Origin of the sequence: Arthrobacter sp., from assembly GCF_031988865.1 — a bacterium.
Taxonomy (GTDB): Bacteria; Actinomycetota; Actinomycetes; order Actinomycetales; family Micrococcaceae; genus Arthrobacter_B.
The window spans coordinates 48,321-63,578 of the sequence record NZ_DALZXY010000002.1 but is presented as its reverse complement, the minus strand read 5'-3'; the positions used below and the strand labels follow the sequence as shown (position 1 = coordinate 63,578).

Below are 15,258 nucleotides of genomic sequence, written 5' to 3'. Positions count from 1 at the left end.
GAAAGGACACTCGTGCTGCAAGTAATAGGCAAACGCCTGCTAATGCTGATCCCGACCCTGATCGGCTTGTCCATCCTTTTGTTTGTCTGGGTCCGCAACCTTCCGGGCGGCCCCGCCACTGCCCTCCTTGGCGAAAAGGCCACGCCTGAGGCGATTGCCCGAATCAACGAGGCCTATGGCTTCGACCGTCCCCTGCTTGAGCAGTACTTCACCTACGTCGGCAAACTCATCCGGGGCGACTTCGGTGTATCCACGGTCACGGGACGCCCTGTGCTGGAGGAGTTCGCCACCCGGTTCCCGGCGACCCTGGAGCTGGCGGCCGTCGCCCTCATTTTTGCCATCGGCATCGGTATTCCCCTGGGCTACCTCGCTGCCCGCCACTACGGCAGGTTCTGGGACCACTCATCAGTGGTCCTCTCCCTGATCGGCATTACCGTTCCGGTGTTCTTCCTGGCCTTCATCCTGAAGTGGATGCTTGCCATCCAGGTGCCGATCTTCCCGACCGACGGACGGCAGGACCCGCGCATTAACGCAACGCATGTCACGGACTTCTATGTTTTGGACGGGATACTGACCAGGGAGTGGGACGCGTCCTGGGACGCCTTGATGCACCTGGTCCTCCCCGGCATCGCCCTGGGTACCATTCCGCTGGCGATCATCGTGCGGATTACCCGTGCCTCGGTCCTCGAAGTGCAGGGAGCGGACTACGTCCGGACGGCCCGGGCCAAGGGCCTGATGGAGAAGACCATCCGGAACCGGTTTGTGCTTCGCAATGCGATGCTCCCGGTGACCACTACCATCGGCCTGCAGACAGGGCTGCTGATCTCCGGGGCGGTGCTGACGGAAACGGTCTTCGCCTTCAGCGGCGTCGGCAGGTTCCTCCGGGATGCCATCTTCAACCTGGACTACCCCGTGCTGCAGGGGTTCATCGTCTTCATCGCCGTGGCCTACTCACTCATCAACCTCCTGGTTGATGTGTCCTACGGCTTCATCGATCCGAGGGTGAGGGTGCAATGAGTACAGTTCTTCCACCTCCAGCCGGCGGAGCGCTCCGGCCCGAAGAGCCGACAGCTCCCGAGATCCGCGGGAGCGGAATGTGGCGGGACGCGTTCCGCAGGCTGCGGCGCAACCCTGCGGCTGTCGCCGGAGCCGTGATCGTCGGCCTGTTCGTCCTGGTCGCCATCTTCGCACCCTTCCTTGCCCCCTACGGCGGCGAGGACCTGCCTGGACGCACCGAGATCACCCCGACGTCGATTCCCGGCCCAGGTGACATCGAGGGCTATCCCCTGGGCCTGGACCGGTTCGGCGGGGATGTGCTGTCCAAGCTCATCTGGGGCGCCCGCGCCTCCCTGCTCATCGGCGTCGTCTCCACCGCCCTCGGCCTCGTAGGCGGGATGCTGCTGGGCGTCATCGCCGGCGGACTCGGCGGCTGGGTGGACAACGTCATCATGCGTTTTGTAGACATCCTGCTCTCCGTGCCCAACCTGCTGCTCGCGGTAAGCATCGCGGCCGTCCTGGGACAGGTGCCGTCAGCCGTGATGATCGCCATCGGCGTCTCGCAGGTGCCGATTTTTGCCCGGCTCCTGCGCTCCTCGATGATTAGCCAGCGCGGGGCCGACTATGTGCTCTCGGCCCAGGCACTGGGACTGAGCCGGCGGACCATCACCATGAGCCATCTGCTGCCCAACAGTGTTGGTCCGGTGATTGTGCAGGCAACCCTGACATTGGCCACGGCCGTGATCGACGCCGCAGCCCTCTCCTTCCTGGGGCTCGGCGGCGGACGCCCGGAAACAGCGGAATGGGGCAGGATGCTCACCTACGCGCAGAACGAACTGGCCGTGGCGCCGCAGCTGGCGTTCCTGCCGGGTATCTGCATCGCCGTCACTGCGCTGGGCTTCACCCTGCTGGGCGAATCGCTGCGCGAAGCGCTCGACCCGAAGACCAGGCGCAAATAGCCCCTCCGGCAGCTGCCGAGGCAGCCGCAGGTCCGGGCAGGCAAAGGCAGGGCCCGCTCCCCTCGGGGAGCGGGCCCTGCCTTTGTGGTTCTGCCTTTGTTGGCCTGACCCGGGCCGCTGCCGGTGGCCGGCTACGAAGCGAGTTCACCTTCGATGTTCAGTTCATTGCCCGGAATCGAGGCCAGGAGCTTACGGGTGTACGGGTGCCGCGGATTCTGGAAGACCTCTTCCGAAGAAGCTGCCTCAACCAGTTCGCCATCCTTCATCACGCAGACGTAGTCCGAGATCAGGCGGACCACAGCGAGGTCATGGGAGATAAACAGGTAGCTCAGGCCGAGGTCCCGCTGCAGGTCGCCCAGCAGTTTGAGGATCTGCGCCTGGACCAGCACGTCCAGGGCGGAGACCGGTTCATCGCAGACGATCAGTTCCGGGTTCAGCGCCAAGGCGCGGGCGATGGCCACCCGCTGGCGCTGGCCGCCGGACAGTTCAGCGGGATACCGCCCCAGCATCGAAGGCGGCAGCGCGACCTGCTCCATCAGTTCGCGGACCCGCGCGGCCCGTTCCCGCCGGTCTCCCCGCTTGTACGTCTTAAGCGGTTCCTCCAGGATCCGCTCAATGGTGTACATCGGATCCAGGGACGAATACGGATCCTGGAAGATTGGCTGGACCCGCTGGCGGAAGCTGCGCAGCGCTCCCTTTTCCAGCGACGCGATATCAACGCCGTCGAAGGTCATGGTGCCGCTGGTCGGCGGAATCAGCTTCAGCAGCATCCTGGCTGTTGTCGTTTTACCCGAACCGGACTCCCCCACAATGGCCACGGTCCGGCCGCGCGGAATCTCGAGACTGACATTACGGACCGCGTGGAAGTCTTCGGCGCGCCCGCGGATCCGGTAGACCTTGGACAGATCCCGGATCTCCACGATGTTCTCCGGCACCGGCTCCGCGTCCGTTGCCGTCTTCGTGGTCCCGGCATCCAGCGTGTCGACAGCACTGGTGGAGGCACCGGCGTCCAGCAGCGTTTCGGCGGCGTGCAGGCGCTGCGCGGCGGGGGCAGCCAGCGCACCCGGTGTGAGCCGGACCGCCGCCACGCTGGGCGCTGCCCGGACCAAAGACTGGGTGTAGGGGTGCTGCGGGTCCTCCAGCAGCTGCCGGGCCGGGCCGGTTTCCACGACTTCGCCGCGGTGCATAACAACGAGGTCGGAGGCACGTTCGGCGGCCAGGCCCAGATCGTGGGTGATCAGCAGGACCGAGGTACCCAGCTCATCAGTCATTCGCCCGATCTGGTCCAGAATGGTCCGCTGCACCGTAACGTCCAGGGCGCTTGTGGGTTCATCCGCGATCAGCAGCCGGGGCCGGCAGGCCAGGCCGATCGCAATAAGTGCGCGCTGGCGCATACCGCCGGAGAATTCGTGCGGATACTGTTTGGCCCGCTCAGCAGCGTCCGGCAGCCCAGCGGCACTGAGTACCTCCACGACCTTCCGGTCTACGTCTTTGGCAGTGGCCATGCCGTGCACCAGGAGCGTCTCTGCCACCTGGGTACCGATTTTCGTCACTGGATTCAGGTTCGACATCGGGTCCTGCGGCACCAACCCGATCGACCGGCCGCGGATGGCCCGCATCTTGGACTCAGGCAAGCCGACGAGTTCCTGTCCGTCAAATCGGATACTGCCGCCGGAGACCTTGCCGTTGCCCGGCAGCAGCCCGATCACTGCCATGGCCGTGGTGGACTTTCCTGATCCGGATTCGCCCACGATCGCCAGGGTCTTGCCGGCGTTCAGGCTGAACCCGGCCTTGCGGACCGCCTGCACCCGGCCTTCCATCGTTTGGAAGCCGACAGCGAGATCAGTCACTTCGAGCAGCGGAGATTCAAGGCTGGTTTCGGTCATTTCCATATCCTGCCTTATCAAAGTGCACTTGTGAGCTAACTCTCACCCGCCTTTACCGCTTTTTAATCATTTAGACTTAGAAATTCACCCAGCCAGGCAGGGATGCTGCGTCCCGGAGGAGAACCCAACAGCTGTGACCCAATCCGCCACACGGCGCTCCGTGATCAAGGCCGGAGCCATAGCCGCAGCCCTCGCCCTCGCCGGCTGCACCCCTGCCCGCCCCGATGAAGAGTCCCCCAGCGCCTCTCCGTCAACGTCCAGCGATCCGTCGGCGTCGTTCGCCTTTGCGACCGCTGCCCGCCCGGCCGGGCTGGACCCATTCCTCGTGGTGGACACGGAGTCCCACCGGGTCACCCGCCAGGTCCTTGAGACCCTGGTCAGCGTCGACCCCGTGACCTCGGCACCGGTGCCGCTGCTCGCGGAGGCCTGGTCCGAGTCCGAGGACGGACGCATCTACGACTTCACGCTCCGCCGCGGCGTAACCTTCCACGACGGTGAACCGTTTAACGCGGACGCCGTCTGCGCCAACTTCACGCGCTGGTACAACCTCCCGGCCGAGGCCCGCGGCAACGAGGTCCTGACGTTCCGCTCCGTCTTCAAGGGGTTCGCCGATACCCCTGACCTCTCCGCGTACAAGTCCTGCACCCCGGTTGACGAATACACCGTCAGGCTGGAACTCACGACCAGGCTCCCGGGGTTGATTCCGGCGCTGGCTTCCCCTGAGTTCGGGATCTCCTCACCGCGGGCACTGGCTGAAGGCCGCGCCGACACGCTCTCCGAGGACCGCGGCGGGAACCGAATCTCCGCTTATGCCCAGCACCCGGTGGGAACGGGGCCGTTTGCCTTCACGAGCTGGATCGACGACGAAGTGCAACTGACCTCCAACCCGGATTACTGGGGTACCCGCGGCCAGATCCGCGACCTGGCCTTCCGGACGATCACCAGCCCCGAGAGCAGACTGCGCGCGCTGAAGAACGGAGAGGTGGACGGCTACGACCTCGTGACTGTCTCCGATGTGGGAGACCTGGCGCGGTCCGGGATGCAGATCCTGCAGCGCGATCCCTATTCCGTCCTCTACCTCGGCATCAACCAGAACTTCCCCGGCCTGGACGACCTGAAGATGCGTCAGGCCATTGCCCATGCGGTGGATAAGCCGGCCCTGCTTGAGGGCCTGTTCCTCAGCGGAACGAAGTCCGCCAACCAGTTCCTTCCGGAAAAGCTTGGGCTCCGCTCGGACAACGTGACCAATTACGGCCACAACCTTGAGCAGGCCAAGGAACTCCTGGCCGAAGCCGGTTACGCCGGTGAGGAGCTGCCCTTCTACTACCCCCGCCGGGTTACCCGTGCCTACCTGCCCAATCCGGAGAAGGTCTATGCCGAACTGAGCCGCCAGCTCACGGCCGCGGGGCTGAACATCCGGCCGGTTCCGATCGAGTGGTCAGACGGGTATCTGGAGCAGATCTCGCAGAAGGGGGACCGTGCCCTGCACCTCTCCGGGCTCAGCGGCACCTACATGGACGCGGATAACTTCGTGGGGACTCTGTTCGGAAGCTACAGCGAGGAATTCGGCTACGACGACCCGCAGCTGTTCACCAAGATCGACCGCGCCCGCACGCTTCCCGCGGATGAGGACCGGGCCGAGGCCTACCGTTCGATCTCGGACCGCATCTCCACGCGGGTCCCTGCCGTTCCGCTGGCCTACCCCCTCTCGGCGCTAACGGTGTCATCGCGGGTGGCGCAGTATCCCACCTCGCCTGTGCTCAACGAAGTCTTTAACTACATCCGCCTCAACAACTAGCGTGGTGGAAGCCGGGGATCACCCGCCCGGTGTTTTTCCCGGCCGGGAAATTTTAGTAAGGGCGCCTGTGGGGATACGCTTCTTAGGCTAGCGTCCACGCGACTGGAGATATGAAGTTGACTGCTGATAGCCCGGCGGAGAAGTCCGCAACCCGAACTGATGTACTGCTGATCGGCGGCGGCGTCATGAGCGCGACCCTCGGGGCGTTCCTGAAGCAGCTGGCACCCGATTGGGACATTTCGCTCTTCGAGCGCATGGACCGTGCCGGTACCGAAAGTTCCGACCCGTGGAACAACGCCGGCACCGGCCACGCCGCGTTGTGCGAACTGAACTACAGCCCCGCCGGCCCTGACGGCCGGGTTGATCCGGCCAAGGCGATCGGCATCAACGAGCAGTTCCAGGTCTCCCGCCAGTTCTGGTCCCACATGGTGGGCCAGGGACTGATCTCCGGGAACTTCATCAACCCGCTGCCCCACATGAGCTTTGTCTGGGGCGACGCGCACTCCGAATATCTGCGCCGGCGCCACGAATCGCTCAGCGCCCAGCCGCTGTTCAAGACCATGGAGTTCAGCGAAGACCACGCCAAGATCGCTGAATGGGCTCCGCTGATCATGCAGGGCCGGGACTCCGGCCAGCGGGTCGCAGCCTCCCGCGTCGCCGGCGGTACCGACGTCGACTTCGGTGCACTGACCCGGGAACTGGTGAACTACCTCGGAGCCAACGGCGCCGATCTGAACTTCGGCCACGAAGTCACCAACGTTTCGCGCGCCTCCAACGGCGGCTGGGACGTTACGGTCCGCAACCGCGCCACCAAGGCCACCCGCACGGTCTCCGCCCGCTTCGTATTCATCGGCGGCGGCGGCGGCGCACTGCACCTGCTGCAGCGCTCGGGCATTCCGGAAGGAAAGGGCTTCGGCGGGTTCCCCGTATCCGGCCAGTTCCTGCGTTCCACCGACGAAACGATCATTGCGCAGCACAACGCAAAGGTCTATGGCCAGGCCTCCGTCGGCGCTCCCCCGATGTCCGTTCCCCACCTGGACACCCGCTTCGTGGACGGCAAAAAGTCGCTGCTCTTTGGCCCGTACGGCGGTTTCTCCCCCAAGTTCCTCAAGGGTGGTTCCTTCCTGGATCTGCCGCTGTCCGTGCGCCCGCACAACCTGGTGCCCATGCTGGCGGTCGCCAAGGACAACATGTCCCTGGTGAAGTACCTCGTGACCGAGGTGCTGAAGTCCCGCGAAGGCAAAACAAAGGCTCTGCGCGAGTTCTACCCGCAGGCCACCACCGAGGGCTGGGACCTGATCACCGCCGGCCAGCGCGTCCAGGTCATCAAGAAGGATCCGAAGAGCGGCGGCGTGCTGCAGTTCGGCACCGAACTCATCACTTCGGCTGACGGCTCCATCGGTGCGCTGCTTGGCGCCTCCCCCGGAGCTTCCACGGCTACCCCGATCATGATCAACCTGATGAAGCGTGCCTTCCCCGGCGAGTTCGCCGGCTGGGAGCCGAAGATCAAGGAAATGATCCCGGGCTACGGCGTCAAGCTGAACGAGAACGAATCGCTCGCTGACGAGATCGAAGCCGAAACCAACCGCGTCCTGAACCTGGGTTAGCCACGCCCTGAAGGATTGACGTGCCCCCACCAAGCGGTCCGGGGCACGTTTCGTTAACGCGGCCTGCCCCTGGGCGGAGGCCGCCTGCGGCGCACGTATGATGAGTTCGTCCACGTCACAAAGGCAGGTTCATGGATCGTCTGGCCAAGCTCTCCCTCGCCAACCGGGCCCTCATTGCGCTCATCACAGTTTTTGTGGCGGTCTTCGGCGTTATTTCGCTGAATTCGCTGAAACAGGAACTTATCCCCGCACTGGAGTTTCCCCAGATCAGCGTGATTACCGCGCTGCCCGGCGCCTCCCCCGAAGTCGTGGACAAGCAGGTGAGCGAACCGCTGGAGGCTGCCCTCACCGCCGTCGAAGGCCTGGAGTCTTCCTCCGCGACCTCCCGGACCTCGATATCCGCGATCACCCTGACCTTCGCGTACGGCACGGACCTGGACCGGGCCCGAGGCCAGGTGGACCGCGCCATTTCCAATGCCCGGCAGTCCCTGCCGGAGGACACCAACCCGCAGTCCCTCGCCGGAAGCATCAGCGACTTCCCGATCGTTTACCTGGCTGTCTCCAGTGACCAGCCGCTGAGCGAACTCAGCGCCGACCTGGAGCGGCTGACGGTGCCGCGGCTTCAGAAGGTCGAAGGGGTCCGCACTGCCGAAGTCACCGGCGGCTCCGAACGCCACGTCGCCATCCTGCCCGACGACGCCGCGCTGGCAGCGCTGGGCATCTCACCCGCGGCTATTTCCGCCGCCCTGGAAAACAGTGGGGCATTGATCCCGGCCGGAACGGTCCAGGAGGACAGCCGCACGCTCTCGATCCAAGTGGGAAGCCCGCTGGATTCCCTCGAGAAGATCTCCGCGCTGCCGCTGGAAGCGGAAGGTGCGGAGCCGGGTGCCGCGCCGCCGACCATCGGCGACGTCGCGGTCGTGGAAATCACTGACGACGAACAGACCTCGATCACCCGCACGAACGGCGAGGCCACACTCGCCATCTCGATCACGAAGACTCCTGCCGGCGATACGGTGGGCATCTCGCATGAAGTGATGGATCTGCTGCCCTCGCTCCAGGAGGAGCTGGGCAACGGGGCGAAGTTCACCGTGATCTTCGACCAGGCGCCCTTCATCGAGAAGTCCATTTCCGATCTCACCACCGAAGGCCTGCTGGGCCTTGGCTTTGCCGTGCTGGTGATCCTGGTCTTCCTGCTCTCCGTGCGGTCCACCCTGGTCACCGCCGTCTCCATTCCGCTCTCGCTGCTGGTCACCTTCATTGGCCTGCTGGCCTTCGGCTACTCGCTGAACATCCTGACCCTCGGCGCGCTGACCATCGCCATCGGCCGCGTGGTCGATGACTCGATCGTGGTGATCGAAAACATCAAGCGGCACCTGGGCTACGGCGAGGAAAAACGCACGGCCATCCTCACCGCCATCCGCGAAGTCGCCGGAGCCGTGACGGCCTCAACGCTGACCACGGTGGCTGTCTTCGCTCCGATCGCCCTCGTCGGGGGCCTGGCCGGGGAGCTCTTCCGCCCCTTTGCCATCACGACGTCGCTGGCGCTGCTGGCGTCACTGCTGGTGTCGCTGACGATTGTCCCGGTGCTGGCCTACTGGTTCCTGAAGTCCCCCAAACCGGTCAGCGATCCGGCAGCGTACCGCGCGGACGCCGAAAAGCGCGAGCAGTCCTCCTTCCTGCAGCGCGGCTACCTGCCGATCCTGCGCGGCACCCAGCGCCATCCGGTTTACACCTTGCTGGCCGGCGCCCTGGTCCTGGCCGGAACCGTGGCGATGACGCCCCTGCTGCAGACCAACCTGCTCGGCGACACCGGCCAGAACACCTTCAGTGTCCGGCAGGAACTCCCGCCGGGCAGCTCACTGGAGACCACTTCCGAGGCCGCCGCCGCGGTGGAGGACCTCCTGGCCAACACCGACGGCGTGAAGGATGTCCAGGTCACGATGGGCACCTCAACGTCGGGGATCGCCGCGTTCAGCGCCGGCGGCGCTTCGGTTGCGAACTTCACCGTGATCACGGATCAGGGTGTGGACCAGGTTGCCCTCCGGGAAACCGTCCGCCAGGAGCTCGAGGATCTTGGCGACGAGGCCGGCACCGTGTCCTTGGGCACCCAGGGCGGCGGCTTCGGCACCTCCAATACAGTGGACATTGAGATTTCCGCGGGAGATCCAGCCGAGCTGGAGCCGGCGGCGGACGCCCTGGTCAACGCCATGTCCACACTTCCCGGCGTCGCCGAAGCCTCGGACAACCTGGCCGCGTCCGAGCCTGTGGTGCAGGTAACCATCGACCGGTCCAAGGCTGTGGCTGCGGGTCTGGACGAACAGCAGGTCGCGGGGATTCTCGCTTCCACCCTGAGCCCCCTGCCGGCTGGAACGGTGCGGCTGGGCACCGACGACTTCCCGGTCCTCATCGGTGAAGGCACGGAGGTTGCCACCACCGAACAGCTTGCCGGGATCATTATTCCGACGGCCACGGGACCGGTCCCGCTGAGCGAGCTAGCCATTGTGGAGGAAACCAGTGTCCCCACCACTGTCTCCTCCTCCGGAGGTGAACGGACCGCCGTCGTCTCGGTGACCCCTGCCGGTGACGATCTGGGCGGTGCGATTGCGCAGGTCCAGGCCGAGCTGGCCAACGTTGAGCTGCCGCCCACCGTCACCGCGACGCTGAGCGGGGCAGCCACCCAGCAGAACGAGTCCTTCACCCAGCTGGGCTGGGCACTGCTGGCGGCCATCGCGATTGTCTACGTGATCATGGTTGCCACATTCAAGTCCCTGGTGCAGCCGCTGATTTTGCTGGTTTCCATTCCCTTCGCGGCAACCGGCGCCATCCTGCTCCTGCTGATCGCCAACGTGCCGCTGGGCCTGCCGTCCCTGGTCGGCATGCTGATGCTGGTGGGCATCGTGGTCACCAACGCCATTGTGCTGATGGACCTGATCAACCAGTACCGCCGGCCCCGCGGCGGTGAACCGGGCATGAGGGTGCAGGAGGCGATCCTGCGCGGAGCACGGCAGCGGCTGCGCCCGATCCTGATGACGGCACTGGCGACCATCTTCGCGCTGACCCCGATGGCGCTTGGCGTTACCGGCGAGGGTGGTTTTATTTCCCGCCCGCTCGCGATCGTCGTCGTCGGCGGCCTGGTCACGTCCACCCTGCTCACGCTGGTGCTGGTCCCCGTGCTGTACCAGCTGGTCGAAGGTCCCCGGGAACGCCGCGCCCTGGCGAAGGAGGAATCGGACCGCAGGGCCGCGGAAGCCGCAGGCTGAGAGAGGGAATGAAATCAGGGACCGTCCTGTTGTAACCTGTCAGTAGATGCAAATGCATACACTCTCCGTCCCCGCTACCGGGACGAGGGAACAGCCAGGCAACAGGAGGCCACCATGCAGATCGGCGTATTCAGCGTCAGCGACATCACCCGGGACCCTGTCACGGGTCGGATGCCGACGGAAGGCGAGCGCATCCAGTCCGCCGTCGCCATTGCCAAGAAGGTCGAAGAGATCGGCATGGATGTCTACGCCACCGGCGAGCACCACAATCCGCCCTTCTATGCTTCCTCCCCCACCACACTGCTGGGCTACATCGCGGCGCAGACCGAACGCATCATCCTTTCGACGTCCACCACCCTGATCACCACCAACGATCCGGTAAAGATCGCCGAAGACTTCGCCATGCTGCAGCACCTCTCCGGCGGCCGCACCGACCTGGTCCTCGGCCGCGGCAACACCGCACCGGTCTACCCATGGTTCGGCAAGAACATCCAGGATTCCGTCGACCTGACCGTGGAGAACTACAACCTCCTGCGCCAGCTTTGGGACAACGAGACCGTGAACTGGGAGGGCAAGTTCCGCACTCCGCTGCGGAACTTCACCTCAACTCCGCGCCCGCTCGACGGCGTCGCCCCGTTCGTTTGGCACGGCGCGATCCGCACGCCGCAGGTCGCCGAGATCGCTGCCTACTTCGGCGACGGGTTCTTCGCTAACAACATCTTCTGGCCGAAGGAGCACTACATGCAGCTCATCGGACTCTACCGGGAGCGCTACGAACACTACGGCCACGGCTCCGCGGACCAGGCAATCGTTGGCCTCGGCGGACAGTTCTTTATGCGGAAGAACTCCCAGGACGCCGTCAACGAATTCCGCCCGTACTTCGACAACGCCCCGGTGTACGGCCACGGCCCCTCGATGGAGGACTTCACCGCACAGACCCCGTTGACTGTCGGAAGCCCCCAGGAAGTCATCGAGAAGACCCTCACCTTCCAGGAGTACTTCGGCGACTACCAGCGCCAGCTCTTCCTGGTTGATCATGCGGGCCTGCCGTTGAAGACCGTACTTGAGCAGTTGGACCTCTTCGGTGAATATGTACTGCCGGAGCTGCGGCGCGAGTTCGATTCACGCCGTCCGGCACATGTTCCTGACGGCCCAACCCACGCCGGCCGGGTCGCGGAACGCAACACCGGCGCCTCCGACACACATAGCGCTTCTTCTTCAGTAGGCTAATGAGATGAGTTCGGAGAACAGCGGGTCCACCCCGGTCAAACAAACAGCCGAAGCCTGGGAATCCCTCTTCCGGGCACAGGTCGGCGTAATGCGGCGGCTCCAGCGTGACCGGGAGTTCAAGGAACTGACCATGCGCGAGTACGACGTGCTGTTCAACCTCAGCCGTTGCCCGGGCGGGTGGACGCGGTTGAACGAGCTCAACGAGCACCTGCTGATCAGCCAGCCCAGCCTGAGCCGAATGATGGACCGGCTGGAGAGCAAGGGCCTGGTCCGCCGCCGGCCGGCCCAGAATGACCAGCGCGGTGTGGAGCTGTCCCTGACGGAGGAAGGCCAAGCGGTGCAGAAGCGCCTCGGCCGGATCCATGTCCGGGGTATCCATGACCTGCTCTCCCCCGCCCTGAGCCCCCAGGAACTGGCCGATTTGAAGGCCCTGACCGACAAGCTGCTCAGCAGCCTCAACGCGGACGGCAAACCCGGACCGGCATGACGCCGCCGCCGTTCTACCGTGGGGCTCCCATTTGGCGGGAGCTCCGCGGCCCCGGCCCGGCCACCTGGGCCCGTCTGTGGCGGGCCACTGCGACCTCACCGGTGTGAGGTATCTGGAGTAGATCCCTCGAGCCCGGAGGTCAGGGCAGCGTCCGCAAACGCCAGCCGCGGCACCAGCAGCAAGGCGGCAGCGGCTGCGAATGCCGTCACGGAGCAGACAGTCCACACTGTGAGGTAGCCGGACAGCGGTGCGGCGGTGGCTGCGCCGGTGACCCCGCCCAGTGTCTCCCCCGCCGCGCTCAACAGCGCGATGCCGAAGATCGCCGAGGCGAAGGAGCCGCCGATCGTTTTGGTCGTGTTCGTCAGCCCTGTCGCCATCCCGGTGCGGTTCAGCGGTGCCGCTGCCGCCGCAGCGGACGGCAGCGCAGCCACGAGCGCACCGGAGCCGAGGCCGGCGATCACCATGTTGGTCAGTGTCTGCGCCAGAGAATCGTGGAAGGGCAGGAACATCCCGTAGCCGATACCCACGACGGCGGCCGCGCCGCTGAGCGTGATCCGCGGGGTGGAGAGCCGGGCGGCCAGCGGGAACAGCAGCGCGCCGGTGAGCACCGCGAGGACGTAGGCGCCGATGATCAGTGACACGGAACCGGCTTCCAGTCCCAGTCCGTAGCCGTGCAGCTCACTGTCGGTCCGGGCGAAGGTGGACATGGGTGCCTGCGCCCCCAGCACCGAGATGCCGAACAGGCCTGCCGTGAGCTGGACCGGCCACATGGTCGGGGCACACAGCATCCGGATGTCGATCAGCGGCTCGGCCAGCCGCAGCTGGTAGCGGACGAACGGTACGAAGGCGGCCAGACCGGCCGCCAGGACCAGCCACACCCACCAGGTTCCCACGCCGTTGATGCGCAGGAAGGTCAGGCCCGAGGTGAGCAGCAGCAGCCCCATGGCCAGCAGTGCGAAACCCTTGATGTCGACCGCTCCGCCAGTCCTGACCGAAGACTCCGGGACCCCGAACCAGATGGCGAATATACACAGCGTTGCTGCCACCGCGGGGACCATCAGGGTCAGGCGCAGGTCGCCGTCGAACACCCCTATCAGGGCGCCTGCGGCGAGCGCACCGGCAATCACACCGAACTGCAGTCCACCCACCAGCAGCCCTGCGGCTTTGCGGGTCAGGGCGGCCCGGTTGGGAGAGGCCGCCACGCGGGCGAAAATGAGCGCCACCTCCAGCGGCAGCCAGACCACATAGAAGCCCTGCAGCGACCAGGCCGCCAGGAACGTCCAGAAATCGGGTGCGAACGCCACACCCCAGGACGCAGCGGCGGTGAGCGCCGTGGAGACGAGCAAGATCCGCTTGTGCCCGTACATATCCCCGAGCCGCGCCAGGATCGGCACGGCGAGGGCACTGAACATCAGCTGCGCCGCTTCGAACCAGTTGACGTCTCCGTCAGCGATACCCAATCCCCTGGCAATGTCCGTGAGGATCGGTGTGTAGTACCCCTGCAGGATGCCGCTGGTGATTTCCACCAGCACCAGGAAGAGGACAATCGGTCCGAGGGCGCGCATCAGGCCTCCGCCGTCAGGTGCTGCAGCAGCCGGCGATAGAACCGGATGCCCTCGCCGAAGGTCTTGATGGAGAGCTTCTCGTTGTCTGCGTGGATGGAGGCACGTGCTGCCTTGTCCATCCGGAAGGGCGCGAAGCGGTAGACGTTGCTGCAGATGGTGGTGAACCTTCGGGAGTCGGTGCCCGCCAGCATGATGTACGGGGCGGCGAGGGCATCCGGGAACACCTCGGCTATCACCGCCTCCAGCAGCGCAAACTGCGCGCTGTCGGTGGAGGACACGGGCGAGGGGCCGGTGCCGTTCACTACGCGCAGCGAAACGTTCCGGTCGCGGATGGTGTGTTCCATCCGCAGCAGGACAGACCCGATGCTCTCCCCCGGGGCGATCCGCACGTTGGCGGTGGCGGACGCCCGGGTGGCCAGGACATTCGAGGCCTTGGAACCCTGCAGCCGCGTCACGGCCACTGTGGTGCGGGTCAGCGCATTGGGTTCCCCGCCGAGGGCACCGAAGACGCGGGCCAGCGGCCGGCGGAGGGCGCCGGCACGGGCGAAGAGGAGGCGGGGCAGAAACGGCGCTCCGGCTGCCAGCCGGTGCAGCATTTCAACGGTGACGGGATGCAGGGCGGCCGGGAACGGCCGGTTGTCCAGGCGCACGACGGCGCGGGCCAGCCGGGCGGTGGCGCCCAGCCTGCTGGGGGTGGATGCGTGCCCGCCTGGGTCCTCCACGGACAGTTCCACATCCAGGATCCCCTTTTCGGAGACGCCGACGACGGCGACCGGCCGGTTCACGAAGGGAAACGCCTGGGCCGCAACGGCGCCGCCCTCGTCCAGCACCAGCCAGGGCGTTACCCCGCGCGCAGCCAGGGTTTCGGCAATCGCTGCCGCTGTATCCCCCGCGGTTTCCTCATTGTCGCCGAAGGAGAGGTAGACATCCCGGGAGGGGACGAACTGCTCCGCCAGCAGGGTTTCGACGGCTTCCAGGATGGCTGCGAGCTGGCCTTTGTCATCGAGCGTCCCCCGCCCGTGGATAAAACCATCCACGATCCTCCCGGCGAACGGCGGATGCTCCCACGCCGCCTCGTCCTCGACCGGAACGACGTCGTAATGCGCCATCAGCACCACCGGATCAGGCGGCGGGCTTGCCGGCTCTCCCCCGGACTGCCCTCCTCCGGCGGCCCAGCGGTACAGCAGTCCGCCGCCATTCACGCGCTCAAGCTCCAGCTCTGCGTGGACGCGCGGATAGAGCTCCGCCAGCAGCTCTGCGAACCGGGCGAACTCCCGCGCGTCGGCGCCTTCGGGGTCCGGGGAAGAGACGGTGCGGCAGCTGATTAACCGGGCCAGCCGGGAAGCCGCCGCTTCACCCGGTTTCCCGGGCAGGGGGTCGGTCGCAGGAACAGCACTCGTATACATGGGAGAAGTGTAAGCGCCGCCACACCCGGGCCCTGGTTACTCCGCGCGGGGTGCCGCGGTT

At 65.7% G+C, this 15,258-nt stretch carries 10 protein-coding genes; 7 read left to right on the top strand and 3 right to left on the bottom strand.

The window, feature by feature from the left end:
• The first annotated feature begins 12 nt into the window (after nt 1–12).
• Both RTN46_RS00800 and RTN46_RS00795 read left to right on the top strand, forming a co-directional pair.
• Nucleotides 13–1,017, top strand: coding sequence for an ABC transporter permease (locus RTN46_RS00800; protein ID WP_312178525.1), 1,005 nt, complete (start codon nt 13–15; stop codon nt 1,015–1,017).
• Entirely contained in the window at nt 1,014–1,955 is a 942-nt protein-coding gene (locus RTN46_RS00795; RefSeq protein WP_312178524.1) for an ABC transporter permease, read from the top strand. The genes RTN46_RS00800 and RTN46_RS00795 overlap by 4 nt, the downstream gene beginning before the upstream one ends.
• Nucleotides 1,956–2,086: 131 nt before the next feature.
• Here the strand turns inward: RTN46_RS00795 and RTN46_RS00790 are convergent, their stop codons facing one another.
• Complete coding sequence (locus RTN46_RS00790; protein ID WP_312178523.1) at nt 2,087–3,841, bottom strand: ABC transporter ATP-binding protein; 1,755 nt, start codon at nt 3,839–3,841, stop codon at nt 2,087–2,089.
• 133 nt (nt 3,842–3,974) lie between these two features.
• On the opposite strand from RTN46_RS00790, the gene RTN46_RS00785 reads away from it, so the two are divergent.
• From RTN46_RS00785 to RTN46_RS00765, 5 genes are all read left to right on the top strand, one after another.
• Nucleotides 3,975–5,639, top strand: coding sequence for an ABC transporter substrate-binding protein (locus RTN46_RS00785; RefSeq protein WP_312178522.1), 1,665 nt, complete (start codon nt 3,975–3,977; stop codon nt 5,637–5,639).
• 110 nt (nt 5,640–5,749) lie between these two features.
• Nucleotides 5,750–7,246, top strand: a complete 1,497-nt coding sequence (locus tag RTN46_RS00780; protein ID WP_312178521.1) for a malate:quinone oxidoreductase — start codon at nt 5,750–5,752, stop codon at nt 7,244–7,246.
• 131 nt (nt 7,247–7,377) lie between these two features.
• On the top strand, nt 7,378–10,509 hold the full coding sequence (locus tag RTN46_RS00775; RefSeq protein WP_312178520.1) for an efflux RND transporter permease subunit: 3,132 nt from the start codon (nt 7,378–7,380) through the stop codon (nt 10,507–10,509).
• 114 nt (nt 10,510–10,623) lie between these two features.
• Nucleotides 10,624–11,739: an LLM class flavin-dependent oxidoreductase gene (locus RTN46_RS00770; RefSeq protein ID WP_312178519.1), complete on the top strand. Its 1,116-nt coding sequence runs from the start codon at nt 10,624–10,626 to the stop codon at nt 11,737–11,739.
• Between the two features lie 4 nt (nt 11,740–11,743).
• A complete protein-coding gene (locus RTN46_RS00765; protein ID WP_312178518.1) occupies nt 11,744–12,226 on the top strand; it encodes a MarR family transcriptional regulator in 483 nt (160 codons plus the stop codon).
• Between the two features lie 95 nt (nt 12,227–12,321).
• Here the strand turns inward: RTN46_RS00765 and RTN46_RS00760 are convergent, their stop codons facing one another.
• Together RTN46_RS00760 and RTN46_RS00755 are read right to left on the bottom strand one after the other, a co-directional pair.
• The gene (locus RTN46_RS00760) at nt 12,322–13,791 is read right to left on the bottom strand and encodes an MFS transporter (RefSeq protein WP_312178517.1); all 1,470 of its coding nucleotides are present in this window, start codon (nt 13,789–13,791) and stop codon (nt 12,322–12,324) included.
• The gene (locus RTN46_RS00755) at nt 13,791–15,197 is read right to left on the bottom strand and encodes a M20/M25/M40 family metallo-hydrolase (RefSeq protein ID WP_312178516.1); all 1,407 of its coding nucleotides are present in this window, start codon (nt 15,195–15,197) and stop codon (nt 13,791–13,793) included. Before RTN46_RS00755 ends, RTN46_RS00760 begins: the two co-directional genes overlap by 1 nt.
• Nucleotides 15,198–15,258: the final 61 nt, after the last annotated feature.

Bases quoted from the DNA above. Each gene is read 5' to 3' on its own strand.
- RTN46_RS00770 (WP_312178519.1), top strand. From the start codon at position 10,624: ATGCAGATCGGCGTATTCAGCGTCAGCGACATCACCCGGGACCCTGTC.
- RTN46_RS00755 (WP_312178516.1), bottom strand. From the start codon at position 15,197: ATGTATACGAGTGCTGTTCCTGCGACCGACCCCCTGCCCGGGAAACCG.
- RTN46_RS00795 (WP_312178524.1), top strand. From the start codon at position 1,014: ATGAGTACAGTTCTTCCACCTCCAGCCGGCGGAGCGCTCCGGCCCGAA.
- RTN46_RS00780 (WP_312178521.1), top strand. From the start codon at position 5,750: ATGAAGTTGACTGCTGATAGCCCGGCGGAGAAGTCCGCAACCCGAACT.
- RTN46_RS00760 (WP_312178517.1), bottom strand. From the start codon at position 13,791: ATGCGCGCCCTCGGACCGATTGTCCTCTTCCTGGTGCTGGTGGAAATC.
- RTN46_RS00775 (WP_312178520.1), top strand. From the start codon at position 7,378: ATGGATCGTCTGGCCAAGCTCTCCCTCGCCAACCGGGCCCTCATTGCG.
- RTN46_RS00765 (WP_312178518.1), top strand. From the start codon at position 11,744: ATGAGTTCGGAGAACAGCGGGTCCACCCCGGTCAAACAAACAGCCGAA.
- RTN46_RS00790 (WP_312178523.1), bottom strand. From the start codon at position 3,841: ATGACCGAAACCAGCCTTGAATCTCCGCTGCTCGAAGTGACTGATCTC.